Origin of the sequence: Streptomyces sp. NPDC012466 (assembly GCF_042955215.1) — a bacterium.
Classification (GTDB): domain Bacteria; phylum Actinomycetota; class Actinomycetes; order Streptomycetales; family Streptomycetaceae; genus Streptomyces.
Map to the genome: position 1 here is coordinate 274,666 of NZ_JBIBEQ010000010.1, position 13,117 is coordinate 287,782.

Genomic DNA, 13,117 nt, shown 5'->3' on the forward strand with positions numbered 1-13,117 from the left:
GTCGCCCTAGGCGGCGTCTTCCAGTTCGGCGAGCACCGGCTCGCCCCGGTCGGCCAGATCGCGGCGGGGGCAGGATCCCCTGCCCAGGATCGCCTGGATGCGGCGTACACAGGACCCGCAGTCCGTGCCCGCCTTGCAGGCGGAGGCGATCTGGCGGGGAGTGCAGGCGCCGCCGTCCGCGTGCTGCTTGACCTGCTGCTCGGTGATCCCGAAGCAACTGCAGACGTACACGCGGTTCACCTCCCGACGGGGTCGTTCTCTGGCGCCGTCCCCGTTGATCGGTGAGGCTAACCTAACCTTACCCGGCGGGTCCGGAGCACAAAAGTGGAGAGGGGCGCGGATCGTGTGATCCGCGCCCCAGTCCATGCCCCGGTAACAGGCGGACCCGTTACTGGTCCCTGTACATCTCGGCCACGAGGAACGCCAGGTCGAGCGACTGGCTGCGGTTGAGCCGCGGGTCACAGGCCGTCTCGTAGCGCTGGTGCAGATCGTCGACGAAGATCTCGTCGCCGCCGCCCACGCACTCGGTGACGTCGTCGCCCGTGAGCTCCACGTGGATGCCGCCCGGGTGGGTACCGAGGGCCTTGTGGACCTCGAAGAAGCCCTTGACCTCGTCGAGCACGTCGTCGAAGCGGCGGGTCTTGTGCCCGGAGGCCGCCTCGAAGGTGTTGCCGTGCATCGGGTCGGTCACCCAGGCCACGGTCGCACCGGAGGCGGTGACCTTCTCGACCAGCTCGGGGAGCTTGTCACGCACCTTGTCGGCGCCCATCCGGACGATGAAGGTCAGCCGGCCCGGCTCCCGCTCGGGGTCGAGGCGCTCGATGTACTGCAGCGCGTCCTCGGCGGTGGTCGTCGGACCCAGCTTGATGCCGATCGGGTTGCGGATCTTCGAGGCGAACTCGATGTGCGCGTGGTCCAGCTGCCGGGTGCGCTCACCGATCCACACCATGTGAGCCGAGACGTCGTACAGCTGCCCGGTGCGGGAGTCGACCCTGGTCAGGGCGGACTCGTAGTCGAGCAGCAGCGCCTCGTGCGACGAGAAGAACTCGACGGTCTTGAACTCCTCCGGGTCGACCCCGCAGGCGTGCATGAAGTTCAGCGCGTTGTCGATCTCGCGGGCGAGCTGCTCGTAGCGCTGGCCGGAAGGGGACGACTTCACGAAGTCCTGGTTCCAGGCGTGCACCTGGCGCAGGTCGGCGTAGCCGCCGGTGGTGAAGGCGCGCACCAGGTTGAGCGTGGAGGCGGACGCGTGGTACATCCGCTTCAGGCGCTCGGGGTCCGGGACGCGGGCCTTCTCGTTGAACTCGAAGCCGTTGACGGAGTCGCCGCGGTACGTCGGCAGCGTCACGCCGTCGCGGGTCTCGGTCCCCTTGGAGCGCGGCTTGGAGTACTGGCCGGCGATGCGGCCGACCTTCACGACCGGCACCGAGGCGGCGTACGTGAGCACGGCGCCCATCTGGAGCAGGGTCTTGAGCTTGTTGCGGATGTGGTCCGCGGACACGGCGTCGAAGGCCTCGGCGCAGTCGCCGCCCTGGAGGAGGAACGCCTCTCCCTTGGCGACGGCCGCCATCCGGGCGCGCAGCTGGTCGCACTCGCCCGCGAAGACGAGCGGCGGATACGACTCGAGGTCCGCGATCACTGCGCGCAGAGCCTCGGTGTCGGGGTACTCGGGCTGCTGCGCCGCGGGCAGGTTTCGCCAGGTGTTGCCAGCACTCGCGCTGGTCTTAGCGTTCACGGTCACGACCTCAACACTACGGGGTCGGGTCGGGCGTCCTGACCCATGCCCAGCAATTGAGACACCCCGTACGCCCCTCGGACGTGGGGTAGGGTGCCTGCCATGTTCGCGCACTCGACCCAGACCTGGTGGTGGACCGCTCATCCGGCGGCCCGCTGACTGCGCGTACTCAAGACTTCGCGAAGGCCGCCCGAGGGGCGGCCTTCGGTGTTTCCCGGGGTCCGTTCCTCTCTCACCGAGATGGAGCACGGACCCATGAACCTGCTCGGCTTGTTGGACGACCCCCGTCCGTTCGCCCTGCTGCGCCGCCGCACCCCGGGCCACGACCACGAGCTGGTCGAAGTCCTGATCGGCCCGGTCGCCGGACACGACCGCCTCGCCGACCTGCCCGACACGTGCCTCGCGCTGGTGCCCTTCCGCCAGATCCGCGAGCGCGGCTTCGACGTCCGCGACGACGGCACGCCCCTGCTGGCACTCACGCCCCAGGAGTCGTACACCGTCCCGCTGGCCGAGGCCCTGGAGCAGCTCCCGGCGCACGACGTCCGCGTCAACGGCGGAGGCTTCGACGTCCCCGACGAGGAGTACGCGCGGATCGTCGGGCGCGTGCTGGAGGAGGAGATCGGCCGGGGCGAGGGCGCCAACTTCGTGATCCGGCGGACGTACGAGGGTGAGATCCCCGGATTCGGGCGGTCCGACGCCCTCGCGCTGTTCCGGCGGCTGCTGGAGGGCGAGCGGGGCGCGTACTGGACGTTCGTCGTGCACACCGGGGACCGAACCCTGGTCGGGGCGAGCCCGGAGGTGCACGTGCGGATGTCCGGCGGCACGGTCGTCATGAACCCGATCAGCGGGACGTACCGCTACCCCGCCGAGGGACCGACGCCCGAGCACCTGCTGGACTTCCTCGCCGACGGCAAGGAGATCGAGGAGCTGTCGATGGTCGTCGACGAGGAGCTCAAGATGATGTGCACCGTCGGCGACATGGGCGGGGTCGTGGTCGGGCCCCGGCTGAAGGAGATGGCGCACCTCGCGCACACCGAGTACGAGCTGCGCGGCAGGTCCTCACTGGACGTGCGGGAGGTGCTGAAGGAGACCATGTTCGCGGCGACGGTCACCGGCTCGCCGGTGCAGAACGCCTGCCGGGTGATCGAGCGGCACGAGAGCGGCGGGCGCGGGTACTACGCCGGGGCGCTGGCGCTGGTCGGCCGGGACCCGGGCGGGGTCCAGACCCTCGACTCCCCCATCCTCATCCGCACCGCCGACATCGACGCGGGCGGGAGACTGCGGGTGCCGGTCGGTGCGACCCTCGTGCGCGGCTCGGCCCCGGCGAGCGAGGTGGCCGAGACGCACGCCAAGGCGGCGGGTGTGCTGGCGGCGCTGGGGGTACGGCCGTCACGGCCGCGTGCGGAGCACACCCGCGCACGGCTGGCCGACGACCCGCGCGTGCGGGCCGCGCTGGACGGACGCCGGACCTCGCTGGCGCCCTTCTGGCTGCGCATGCAGGAGCGCGCGGACGAACTGGCCGGCCACGCCCTGGTCGTCGACGGCGAGGACACCTTCACGGCGATGCTCGCGCACGTGCTGCGCTCCAGCGGCCTGGAGGTGAGCGTGCGGCGGTACGACGAGCCGGGGCTGCGGGAGGCGGTGCTCGCCCACGAGGGGCCCGTGGTGCTCGGCCCCGGGCCGGGAGACCCGTCCGACCTGGCGGACCCCAAGATGCGGTTCCTGCGCTCCCTGACCGCGGAGGTGATCAGAGGCGAACGGCAGGGCGTGCTGGGTGTCTGCCTCGGCCACGAGCTGATCGCGGCGGAGCTGGGGCTGGACATCGTGCGCAAGCAGGTGCCGTACCAGGGGGCGCAGACGGAGATCGAGCTGTTCGGACGGCGGGAGACCGTCGGCTTCTACAACAGCTTCGTGGCGCGCTGCGACGACGAGACGGCGGCCGAGCTGGCGGCGCACGGGGTCGAGGTCGCGCGCGCCGCGAACGGTGAGGTGCACGCGCTGCGCACCGCCGGGTTCGCCGGCGTGCAGTTCCACCCCGAGTCGGTGCTGACGCTGAACGGGGCGCGGATCGTGCGCGAACTGGCGGGGCGGTTGCGGGGCGCGGGCGCGCCCTCGGTCTGACACGGCTCCGGTCGGGGCCGCCCGGCCCCGACCGGCGGCCGGGCGGTCAGCCGAAGAACACCCCGACCTCCTCGTACAGCGCCGGGTCCACCGTCTTCAGCCGGGCCGTGGCGTCCGCGATGGGGACGCGGACGATGTCCGTGCCGCGCAGGGCGACCATCCGGCCGAAGTCGCGGTCGCGGACGCAGTCGATGGCGTGCAGGCCGAAGCGGGTGGCGAGCCAGCGGTCGAAGGCACTGGGGGTGCCGCCGCGCTGCACATGCCCGAGGACCGTCGTGCGGGCCTCCTTGCCCGTGCGCTTCTCGATCTCCTTGGCGAGCCACTCGCCGACCCCGGACAGCCGGACGTGCCCGAAGGAGTCCAGGGACTGGTCCTTGAGGACCATGTCGCCGTCCTTCGGCATCGCCCCCTCGGCGACGACCACGATCGGCGCGTACGACGCCCGGAAGCGGGAGGTCACCCAGGAGCACACCTGCTCGACGTCGAAGCGCTGCTCGGGGATGAGGATGACGTTGGCGCCGCCGGCCAGGCCCGAGTGCAGGGCGATCCAGCCGGCGTGCCGGCCCATCACCTCCACGACCAGGACACGCATATGGGACTCGGCGGTGGTGTGCAGCCGGTCGATGGCCTCGGTCGCGATGCCGACGGCGGTGTCGAAGCCGAAGGTGTAGTCGGTGGCGGACAGGTCGTTGTCTATCGTCTTCGGGACGCCCACGCAGGGCACGCCGTGCTCGTCGGACAGGCGGGCGGCCACGCCCAGGGTGTCCTCGCCGCCGATGGCGATGAGCGCCTCGACCTCCAGCCCGGCGAGGGTCTCCTTGATCCGGCGGATGCCGTTCTCCACCTTCAAAGGGTTGGTCCGCGAGGAGCCGAGGACGGTGCCGCCGCGGGGCAGGATGCCGCGCACGGCGGGGATGTCGAGCCGGACGGTGGCGTTCTCCAGGGGTCCTCGCCAGCCGTCCCGGAAGCCGGTGAAGTCATAGCCGTACTCCTGCACGCCCTTGCGGACGATGGCCCGGATGACGGCGTTGAGGCCGGGGCAGTCGCCGCCTCCGGTCAGTACTCCGACGCGCATGGAACAGTCCCTTCGCCGCAGGTGCCTGACGAAGGGTCAGTGTGACGTGCGCCTCACTCGTCGTCGAGGCCGCGCTCTATCGCGTACCGCACGAGCTCCACGCGGTTGTGCAACTGGAGCTTGCCGAGGGTGTTCTGGACGTGGTTCTGCACCGTGCGGTGGGAGATGACCAGGCGTTCGGCGATCTGCTTGTAGCTCAGTCCCTTGGCGACCAGGCGCAGCACCTCGGTCTCGCGGTCGGTGAGCCGGGGCGCCTTGGGTTCGTCGGTGTCCGGGGCGGGGCCGGGCTCGGAGGCCAGACGGCGGTACTCGCCGAGGACCAGCCCGGCGAGGCCGGGGGTGAAGACCGGGTCGCCGACGGCCGTGCGGCGGACCGCGTCCCGCAGTTCCTCGGTGGAGGCGGACTTCAGCAGGTAGCCGGTCGCGCCGGACTTCACCGCCTCCAGGACGTCGGCGTGCTCTCCGCTCGCCGACAGCACGAGGACCCGCAGCGCCGGATTCGCGGCGACGACCTCCTTGCAGACCTGCACGCCGGGCTTGGCGGGCAGGTTCAGGTCGAGCACCAGGACGTCGGGCGTGGCGGCCTTGGCGCGGCGCACGGCCTGGTCGCCGTCGCCCGCGGTGGCGACCACCTCGAAACCCGACTCGGCCAGGTCGCGGGCGACGGCGTCGCGCCACATGGGGTGGTCGTCGACGACCATGACCCTGATCGGGTCCCGCCGCTCCTCGGTGGTCTCCGTCATCGCTGCTCCGCCTTCCCCCGTGGGTCCTTCACGTCCTTCGGTACCTTCAGCTCGACCTCCGTGCCCTGGCCGGGCACCGAGATCAGCTCCGCGCTGCCGCCGAGGTCGCGCAGCCGGCCGCGGATCGACAGGGCCACGCCGAGCCGTCCCTCGCCCTCGGCTTGGACGAGCCGTCCCTCCGGGATGCCGGGCCCGTCGTCCCGCACGGTGACGATCACCTCGTCCGGCTCGTCCTCGACCAGGATCCACGCGCGGGCGTCCTCACCGGCGTGCCGGCGGACGTTGTCCAGGGCGGCCCCCACCGCGGCGGCCACCTCCCGGGCGGCGGCCGGCGTCAGCGGCACGGGCGCGCCGGGCTCGGCGAGGCTGACCCGGGCCGCGGCGTACGGTGCGAGCAGGGTGCGCAGGTCGACGGGGCCGCTCTCGTCCGGCTCCTCGTCGACGGCCCGGACGAGAGCGCCCTCGGCGGCGTCCTCCGAGACACGGGAGACGGGCACCAGTCCGCCGGAGACCAGCGTGCGCAGCGCGACCTCCTGCTCGCCGGCCATCCTGCCCAGCTCGGCGGCCTCGCCTCCGATCACGGCCCCGCGGCGCTGCACCATGGCCAGCACTTGGAGCACGCTGTCGTGGATGTCCCGGGCGAGCCGCTCGCGCTCCCGGGTGGCGGCCTCGATCTCCAGGGCGCGGGCGAGGGTGCGCTCCGAGGCGCGGGCGACCTCGACGACGTAGCCGATGGCCACGGAGGCGATGCAGACCAGGAGGACGTTGTGGACGGTGTCGCGGGCCGGGCTGCCGCGCTCGATCAGGTTGGCGACGGCCACCAGGCCGGAGGCCAGGGCCGCCCAGCGCCAGCCGCCCTTGACGGCGAAGGCGAGGACGGCACCGGCGGTCCATATCGACGGCAGGGTCGGCCCGCCCGCCTGGACCCGCTCGTGCGCGTCGGCGACGGGCGTGAGCAGGATGCCGGTGACGGCGATGGTGAGGTCGGCGGCGAGGAACCGCTTGGTGCAGCGGGCCGCGTTCGCGACCCGGGGCAGTGTGGCCAGCGTCCAGGTGCCGAGCACGGCGTAGTAGGCGACGGCGATCCAGGGGCGGGTGAACTCGTCGTAGGCCGTGGCGAACAGGCCGACCGCGTAGAGCATCGTGAGCACCCGGTAGGCGGTGAGCGCACGCCACAGCGGCTGTTCGACCGACATCCTCATGACACGCTCGCGCTTGGCCATCTCCCCCGCCCCCCGTCCGACGCCCCGGCTAGGGCTCGGTCCGCCGCTGCTCCGTCTGCTTTTCCTTCTCGGCCTGTTCCTTCTCCGCCCGCGCGAGTGCGGCCCTGGCCGCCTTCTCGGCTTCCTTCTCCGCCTTCGCCGCTTCCGTGAGCTGCCTCTTCATGGCCGTCGCGTACATGTCGACGTACTCCTGGCCGGACAGTTTCATGATCTCGTACATGACCTCGTCGGTCACCGCGCGCAGCACGAACCGGTCGTGCTCCATGCCCTGGTAGCGGCTGAAGTCCAGGGGCTTGCCGATCCGGATGCCGGGCCGCATCAGCTTCGGCACGACCTTCCCGGGCGGCTGGATCTTCTCCGTGTCGATCATGGCGACGGGGAGGACGGGCGCGCCGGTGGCGAGCGCCACGCGCGCGAGGCCGCCCGGCTTGCCCCGGTAGAGCCGCCCGTCGGGCGAGCGCGTGCCCTCCGGGTAGATCCCGAACAGCTCACCGCGCTCCAGCACCCCTATGCCGCTCTTGATGGCGGCCTCACCCGCGCCGCGCGCACCGGAGCGGTCCACGGGAAGCTGCCCGACACCCTTGAAGAAGGCGGCCGTCAGCCGGCCCTTCACGCCCGGCGTGGTGAAGTACTCGGCCTTGGCGATGAAGGTGACCTTGCGGTCGAGGACGGCGGGCAGGAAGAACGAGTCGGAGAACGACAGGTGATTGCTCGCCAGGATCGCAGCGCCCTCGGCGGGTACGTTCTCCAGGCCCTCCACCCAGGGTCTGAAGGCGAGCTTCAGCGGACCCCCGATGGTGACCTTCATCGCGCCGTACAACAACCGAGTGCCTCCTGTATGTGTCGATCAGACCTTAACCCGGAGCGCTGTCAAAGGCGCCGACGGCCCTGGTCGGTGTCAGTGCGGTCGCGTACGGTGAAGGTCCCGCGAACGACGTGCGACCCCTTCCATGACGTTCCGTGACATCCCGTGATCGTGTCAGTCCCTTCTCACGACCAGGAGGCCGAAGGTGCCGGTCCTTGCCGGAGCCGAGCCGTTCCACCACGAGGGCGGGGAGGTCGCCGTCCTCCTCTGCCACGGCTTCACCGGATCACCGCAGTCGCTGCGCCCCTGGGCGGAGCACCTCGCCGAACACGGCATGACCGTCTCCCTGCCGCTACTGCCCGGGCACGGCACGCGCTGGGAGGACCTGCGGATCACCGGCTGGCAGGACTGGTACGCGGAGGTGGACCGCGAGCTGCGCCTGCTGTGCGAGCGCCGCGAGACGGTCTTCGTGGCCGGTCTGTCGATGGGCGGCGCGCTGGCCCTGCGGCTGGCCGCGAAGCACGGCGACGCCGTCCGCGGCGTCATGGTCGTCAACCCCGCGAACAAGGTGCACGGCCTGGCCGCGCACGCCCTCCCGGTGGTCCGCCACCTCGTCCCCGCGACGAAGGGCATCGCCAGCGACATCGCCAAGCCGGACAGCAGGGAGCTCGGCTACGACCGGGTGCCGTTGCACGCGGCGCACTCGCTGCGCCGGTTCTTCCAGGCCACCGACCGCGAGCTGCCGCAGGTCACCCAGCCGGTGCTGCTGCTGCACAGCCCGCAGGACCATGTGGTGCCGCCCGCCGACTCGGCCCGGATCCTCAGCCGCATCTCCTCGACGGACGTGAAAGAGGTCATCCTGGAACAGAGCTACCACGTCGCCACGTTGGACCATGACGCGGACCGGATCCACGAGGAGAGCCTCGCGTTCATCCGCCGCATCGCGTCCGGCCTCGCCAAGGAGCCCGGGCTCGGCAAGGAAGGGACGACCGCAGGTGGCTGAGCACGACTCCGACCGTGAGGGCCGGGAGCCGGACGAGAAGGGCGTCCCGTTCGACGAGGAGGCCGCCTGGGCGGCGATCGTCGCCGGATACGGCGAGGAGCCGCCCGACCCGCCGGGCGCCAAGCCGTTCAAGTCGATCGAGGACCTGGCCCTGCCGGCGGCCGGGACCAATGACATCGTGATGGACGGCGACCGGGGCGATACGGCCGTGAAGTCCGGGGACGCCGTGAAGCCGGCCGCGCCGGAGGAGACCGAGGGGCCCGAGGAGAAGCCGGCGATACCCGCGAAGCCGCTGGGCGGCTCCGTCTCCTTCGCGCCCGGTGTCGGCCCGCGCGACTACTCCGTGCGCGAGCCCGCCGAGGACGACTTCGACGAGGACGACGAGGGCCACTTCGTGCCCCCGGAGCCGCCCCCGCTGCCCACCGCCGATCCCACCGCCAAGTTCGCCTGGCTCGGTGTGCTCGGCGGGCCGGTGCTGCTCCTGCTGGCCGTGCTGCTCGGCTGGGACATGACGTGGTGGCTGGCCACGCTGGGGATCGGCGGGTTCCTCGGCGGGTTCGCGACACTGGTGATGCGCATGCGCACGGACGACGAGGACGACGACGACCCCGGCCGGGGCGCGGTCGTCTAGGAAGCCGGGACTCTGAGGGCGGCCAGGACCGGGAGGTGGTCCGTGGCCGCCCTCAGGTCCGCGTCGGACACCCAGGGCCGTCCATGGGGGTTCCCCCGCTCGAGCGGAGCCGAGAGGGGGAGGGGCACACCGCAGCCCAGCACCTCGATGTCCCCGGTCGTGAAGATCGCGTCGATGCGCTGGTAGGGGTCGCTGGGCGTCCAGGTGTGCTCGCCGCCCCAGGGAGCCGCGGCCCGGCAGTCGGTCAGGCTGTCGGCCAGTCGGCGGAAGGCCGGCCCGTCGGGGCGTTCGTTGAGGTCGCCGCCGGCGATCGCGTGCTCCACACCCATGGTCGCGAGCCGGTCGAGAAGCATGCCGGACTGCTCGTAGCGCTCGTCCTTCTGGAGGGACAGGTGGCAGCTGAGCACGCCGAGGCGGGTGCCGGCGATGCGGACGACGGCGGTGGCGAAGCCGCGACGGTGCAGGCCGGGAGTGGGGGGCAGGAGGACGTCCTCCGTGCGTTCGACGCCCACCCGGAGCGAGCTGAGGATCGCCGGTCCCGTGGTGGTGGCGCCGCCGGTGACGATCACGAGGTCGGACGCGAGAGCCAGGCGGGCGAGTTTCTTGCGCCAGCGGAAGAAGCGGGGGGCTTCCTGGAGGAGGACGAGGTCGGGCTCGCACGCCCTGATGACCCGGGCCAGGGCGTCGGTGTCGTCGCGCATGGAGCGGATGTTGTAGCTGAGGACCCTGATGACCGCGGAACCGTCGGGTTCGGTACGGGAGTTGGGGAGCAGCGGCATGTGATCAATCTACGCCCAACGGGCCGGGGCGCGGGGATGCTGCGCGAGTGCCGGTGGTGTGTGGCTGATCGCGCGGATCCCCGCGCCCCTGAAGCGCGTCCCTGAGGGCGTTTACATGATCGGGTCGGGCTCGCGGGCCAGGTCGGCCGCGCCCACCAAGCCCGCCTTGTTGCCCAGTTCCGCCGCGCGGACCTCGGCGACCGGGCGCCAGTTGCCGCCGACCAGCCAGCGCTTGTACGACTTGCGGATCGGGCCGAGGACCAGCTCTCCCTCGTCGGAGAGGCCCCCGCCGACGATGAACGCGGAGGGGTCGAAGAGGGAGGCCAGGTCGGCGAGGCCCGCGCCGACCCAGCGGGCCAGTTCCCGGTAGGAGTCGACGGCCACGCGGTCGCCCTGGCGGGCTGCCATGGAGATGTGCTTGCCCTCGATGCCGTCGGGGGTGCCGTTGCCGAGGCCGAGCAGGATCTCGGCGTTCTCCGGGGTGGCGTTGGCGCGCTGCTTGGCGTACCTCACCAGCGCCCGGCCCGACGCGTACTGCTCCCAGCAGCCCTGCGAGCCGCAGCCGCACAGCAGGCCGTCCGGCACCATGCGGATGTGGCCGAACTCGGCGGCCACGCCGAAGTGCCCGCGGCGCAGCTTGTTGCCGATGATGATGCCGCCGCCGAGGCCGGTGCCCAGCGTGATGCAGATGACGTTGCGGTGGCCCTTGCCGGCACCGAACTTGTACTCGCCCCACGCCGCGGCGTTCGCGTCGTTCTCCACGACCACCGGGAGGCCCACGCGGGCCTCGACCTTGTCCTTGAGCGGCTCGTTGCGCCAGTGGATGTTGGGCGCGAAGTAGACCTCGGAGCGCTGCCGGTTCACGTAGCCGGCGGCACCGATGCCCACGCCGACGATGTCGTGTCCGACGCGTGCGCCCTCCACCGCCGAGGCGATGGCGTCCACGATGCCCTCAGCCGTGCCCGGGGTCGGCACCTTGTGGGTCGAGAGGATGTTGCCTTCCTCATCGACCACGCCGGCCGCGATCTTCGTGCCGCCGATGTCGACGCCGATGGTGAGTCCCATGAATCCCTCAGTTTCGGTCGAGCCCCGCTACGGCCAACGGTACCCGAGGCCCTGCCGTCGGGTTCGCCGTCGTCCGCACGCTGGGCACCCCGGAGGGCCGCGCCGCGGCCGCCGCGCGGCCGGGACCGGGGGCTCAGTCCAGGTCGATGCGCTCCCCGGGACCGGCGTCGTCGCCACCGTCCCGGCGTTCGCCCTGGTCACGAGGGTCGTCCTGGTCGTCGCGGCCGGTCCAGCGCCGCTCCTGGGCCTGGACGGCGGAGCGGTAGGCGGCGAGCAGCTCGTTCCCGGCCGCCGCCAGGTGGTCGAAGACGTCCGGATTGCGCTCGATGACGGGTTCCACGGCGTCCTTGGCCTGCTGGACGACCTGCCGGACGACCTGCTCGGCGGCGGGCCCCGCGACCGCGTCGAGCAGCGGGGACCGGACACCCGACAGTTTCTCCGCAACGGCGTCGACGAGCTTCTTCAGCTCCTCGGCCGCGGAGCCGGGAGGCGTGCCGTACTGGGTGCGGCGGCGGGCCTTCTCCGCCTGGAGGTCCTCGGCGCACGCGGTCGCCCAGGCGTCGGCGTCGGTCGTCCGCATCTCGTCCGCGGCCTCATCGCGGGCGGCGTCGGACGGGGGGAGCTCTTCGCTCATGACGGACTCCTGCCTACGGTTCGTCTCTACGACGTTACCCGAACGGGCGTAACCGGTTCACGGCCCGGGCCGACCTGTCTTTCCCCGGTTCCGCCCCGCCGGGTCACCCGCCCTGCGGCCACTGCTTCGGGTCGGGCGTGAAGCGGATGCGCAGCTCGCCGTCGCGCAGGGCGGCCCCGTCGACGGTGCAGCGGCGCAGCGCGGAGGGCAGCGAGACGATCCGCCGGAACCGCCCCGCCGTGACGACGAGTTCGTCGCCGCGCCGGACGAGGTCCAGTTCCTCGCGTATGGCGCCGGGCAGCGGGATCCGCCAGACGAGGACGCCCTCCTCGCCGAGCCGGTCGGTCACCGGCCAGTCGGCCTTGGTGACCGGCTGCTCGGGGCCGGGCACGGCGAGGGCGGTGAGGTCGTCGGTGCCGCGCGGGTCGCGTCCGAGGTGGGCCACGGTGCGGACGTCGTACGACTCCCGCCACTCCTCCAGTGTCTTGCGCTGCTGGGCGACCGGGCCGGCGAGCCAGGTGTCCGGGGAGGCCTCGGGCAGGACGCGGTTGGCGACCACGACGTCGGTGCGCAGGCCGCGCAGGGCGAGACCGAGGCCGGCGGTGCGCAGCGCGTCGGCACCGGCCGGGCCGGGCTCGGCGACCAGCCGTACGACGGTGTCGCGGTCGGCGACGACCGCCTCGACGGCGGCCAGTTCCAGGTCCCAGCGGGCTGCCGCGTCGTAGAGCCACTCGGCGGGCATGGGCACGCCGGCGAGACGGCCGAGGACGGGGCGCAGGGCGCGGGCGGCCTGGCGTTCCGGCGGGAGCAGGCGGCGCAGGTAGCGGCGGAGTTCCTCGGGCAGGGCGAGCAGGGCGAGGGCCTGCGGGGCCGGGGGGAGGTCGACGACGAGGGTGCCGTACTTCTCCGAGAGCGCGGCGTCGCGCAGGGCGCGCAGCAGGGCGAGTTCCTCGGCGCCGGGCAGGGGCGTGAGCTCCTCGGGGTCGAGGCGGGAGGCGCCGAGGAGGTCCAGGGCGGAGGAGGCGCGGTCCTGGAGGGCGGTGAGGTCCCTGCGGAAGTCCTGGGCGGCGTCGGGGCGCCAGGCGGTGAGGTGGGAGGCCGCCTGCACCGGGGCCGGGCCGGTCGTCACCCCCAGGGCGGCACCGAGCGTGTCCGTGCGATCGGTGCCGAGGACGAGGGTGCTGCTGCCCTCGGCCGCCGCGGCCAGGGCGGTCGCGGCCGCGAGGGTGGTACGGCCGCTGCCGCCGGGCCCGGTGATCAGGATGGTGCGCATGGGTGTGACGGTACCGGGCGTCGGCCGGGC

At 72.4% G+C, this 13,117-nt stretch carries 14 protein-coding genes; 4 read left to right on the top strand and 10 right to left on the bottom strand.

Features of this window, described 5'->3' with window-relative positions; translation table 11 throughout:
* Positions 1 to 6: 6 nt before the first annotated feature.
* Entirely contained in the window at positions 7 to 240 is a 234-nt protein-coding gene (locus ACFY9E_RS32660; RefSeq protein WP_361307918.1) for a (2Fe-2S)-binding protein, read from the bottom strand.
* Between the two features lie 148 nt (positions 241 to 388).
* On the bottom strand, positions 389 to 1,741 hold the full coding sequence (locus ACFY9E_RS32665; protein ID WP_390990161.1) for a class II 3-deoxy-7-phosphoheptulonate synthase: 1,353 nt from the start codon (positions 1,739 to 1,741) through the stop codon (positions 389 to 391).
* A gap of 96 nt (positions 1,742 to 1,837) precedes the next feature.
* On the opposite strand from ACFY9E_RS32665, the gene ACFY9E_RS32670 reads away from it, so the two are divergent.
* A complete protein-coding gene (locus ACFY9E_RS32670; protein ID WP_078625594.1) occupies positions 1,838 to 1,894 on the top strand; it encodes a trp operon leader peptide in 57 nt (18 codons plus the stop codon).
* A gap of 96 nt (positions 1,895 to 1,990) precedes the next feature.
* Complete coding sequence (locus ACFY9E_RS32675; protein ID WP_390990164.1) at positions 1,991 to 3,856, top strand: chorismate-binding protein; 1,866 nt, start codon at positions 1,991 to 1,993, stop codon at positions 3,854 to 3,856.
* A 46-nt stretch (positions 3,857 to 3,902) separates the two neighbouring features.
* On the opposite strand, the gene ACFY9E_RS32680 is transcribed toward ACFY9E_RS32675, so the two are convergent.
* Genes ACFY9E_RS32680 through ACFY9E_RS32695 form a run of 4 tightly spaced genes read right to left on the bottom strand, consistent with a single transcriptional unit; the run spans position 3,903 to position 7,705 of the window.
* Complete coding sequence (locus ACFY9E_RS32680) at positions 3,903 to 4,931, bottom strand: ATP-dependent 6-phosphofructokinase (protein WP_390990166.1); 1,029 nt, start codon at positions 4,929 to 4,931, stop codon at positions 3,903 to 3,905.
* 53 nt (positions 4,932 to 4,984) lie between these two features.
* Positions 4,985 to 5,674, bottom strand: a complete 690-nt coding sequence (locus ACFY9E_RS32685) for a response regulator (protein WP_390990169.1) — start codon at positions 5,672 to 5,674, stop codon at positions 4,985 to 4,987.
* A complete protein-coding gene (gene macS, locus ACFY9E_RS32690) occupies positions 5,671 to 6,897 on the bottom strand; it encodes a MacS family sensor histidine kinase (protein ID WP_390990172.1) in 1,227 nt (408 codons plus the stop codon). Before macS ends, ACFY9E_RS32685 begins: the two co-directional genes overlap by 4 nt.
* A gap of 28 nt (positions 6,898 to 6,925) precedes the next feature.
* Positions 6,926 to 7,705, bottom strand: a complete 780-nt coding sequence (locus tag ACFY9E_RS32695) for a 1-acyl-sn-glycerol-3-phosphate acyltransferase (RefSeq protein ID WP_390990175.1) — start codon at positions 7,703 to 7,705, stop codon at positions 6,926 to 6,928.
* Positions 7,706 to 7,907: 202 nt separating this feature from the next.
* Here ACFY9E_RS32695 and ACFY9E_RS32700 point away from each other — a divergent pair, with 202 nt between their 5' ends.
* Positions 7,908 to 8,705, top strand: coding sequence for an alpha/beta fold hydrolase (locus ACFY9E_RS32700; RefSeq protein ID WP_390990178.1), 798 nt, complete (start codon positions 7,908 to 7,910; stop codon positions 8,703 to 8,705).
* Positions 8,698 to 9,336: a hypothetical protein gene (locus tag ACFY9E_RS32705; protein WP_390990180.1), complete on the top strand. Its 639-nt coding sequence runs from the start codon at positions 8,698 to 8,700 to the stop codon at positions 9,334 to 9,336. The genes ACFY9E_RS32700 and ACFY9E_RS32705 overlap by 8 nt, the downstream gene beginning before the upstream one ends.
* Here ACFY9E_RS32705 and ACFY9E_RS32710 read toward each other — a convergent pair.
* From ACFY9E_RS32710 to ACFY9E_RS32725, 4 genes are all read right to left on the bottom strand, one after another.
* The gene (locus ACFY9E_RS32710) at positions 9,333 to 10,115 is read right to left on the bottom strand and encodes an endonuclease/exonuclease/phosphatase family protein (RefSeq protein ID WP_390990183.1); all 783 of its coding nucleotides are present in this window, start codon (positions 10,113 to 10,115) and stop codon (positions 9,333 to 9,335) included. The two genes, ACFY9E_RS32705 and ACFY9E_RS32710, sit on opposite strands and share 4 nt — an antisense overlap.
* Before the next feature lie 111 nt (positions 10,116 to 10,226).
* Entirely contained in the window at positions 10,227 to 11,180 is a 954-nt protein-coding gene (locus tag ACFY9E_RS32715) for an ROK family glucokinase (RefSeq protein WP_142164448.1), read from the bottom strand.
* A gap of 133 nt (positions 11,181 to 11,313) precedes the next feature.
* The gene (locus ACFY9E_RS32720; protein ID WP_390990185.1) at positions 11,314 to 11,814 is read right to left on the bottom strand and encodes a DUF5304 family protein; all 501 of its coding nucleotides are present in this window, start codon (positions 11,812 to 11,814) and stop codon (positions 11,314 to 11,316) included.
* A gap of 103 nt (positions 11,815 to 11,917) precedes the next feature.
* Positions 11,918 to 13,087, bottom strand: a complete 1,170-nt coding sequence (locus tag ACFY9E_RS32725; RefSeq protein WP_390990188.1) for an ArsA-related P-loop ATPase — start codon at positions 13,085 to 13,087, stop codon at positions 11,918 to 11,920.
* Positions 13,088 to 13,117: the final 30 nt, after the last annotated feature.

Coding starts and splice junctions, on each gene's coding strand:
- ACFY9E_RS32685 (WP_390990169.1), bottom strand. CDS start 5,674: ATGACGGAGACCACCGAGGAGCGGCGGGACCCGATCAGGGTCATGGTC.
- macS (WP_390990172.1), bottom strand. CDS start 6,897: ATGGCCAAGCGCGAGCGTGTCATGAGGATGTCGGTCGAACAGCCGCTG.
- ACFY9E_RS32680 (WP_390990166.1), bottom strand. CDS start 4,931: ATGCGCGTCGGAGTACTGACCGGAGGCGGCGACTGCCCCGGCCTCAAC.
- ACFY9E_RS32715 (WP_142164448.1), bottom strand. CDS start 11,180: ATGGGACTCACCATCGGCGTCGACATCGGCGGCACGAAGATCGCGGCC.
- ACFY9E_RS32720 (WP_390990185.1), bottom strand. CDS start 11,814: ATGAGCGAAGAGCTCCCCCCGTCCGACGCCGCCCGCGATGAGGCCGCG.
- ACFY9E_RS32675 (WP_390990164.1), top strand. CDS start 1,991: ATGAACCTGCTCGGCTTGTTGGACGACCCCCGTCCGTTCGCCCTGCTG.
- ACFY9E_RS32695 (WP_390990175.1), bottom strand. CDS start 7,705: ATGAAGGTCACCATCGGGGGTCCGCTGAAGCTCGCCTTCAGACCCTGG.
- ACFY9E_RS32710 (WP_390990183.1), bottom strand. CDS start 10,115: ATGCCGCTGCTCCCCAACTCCCGTACCGAACCCGACGGTTCCGCGGTC.
- ACFY9E_RS32725 (WP_390990188.1), bottom strand. CDS start 13,087: ATGCGCACCATCCTGATCACCGGGCCCGGCGGCAGCGGCCGTACCACC.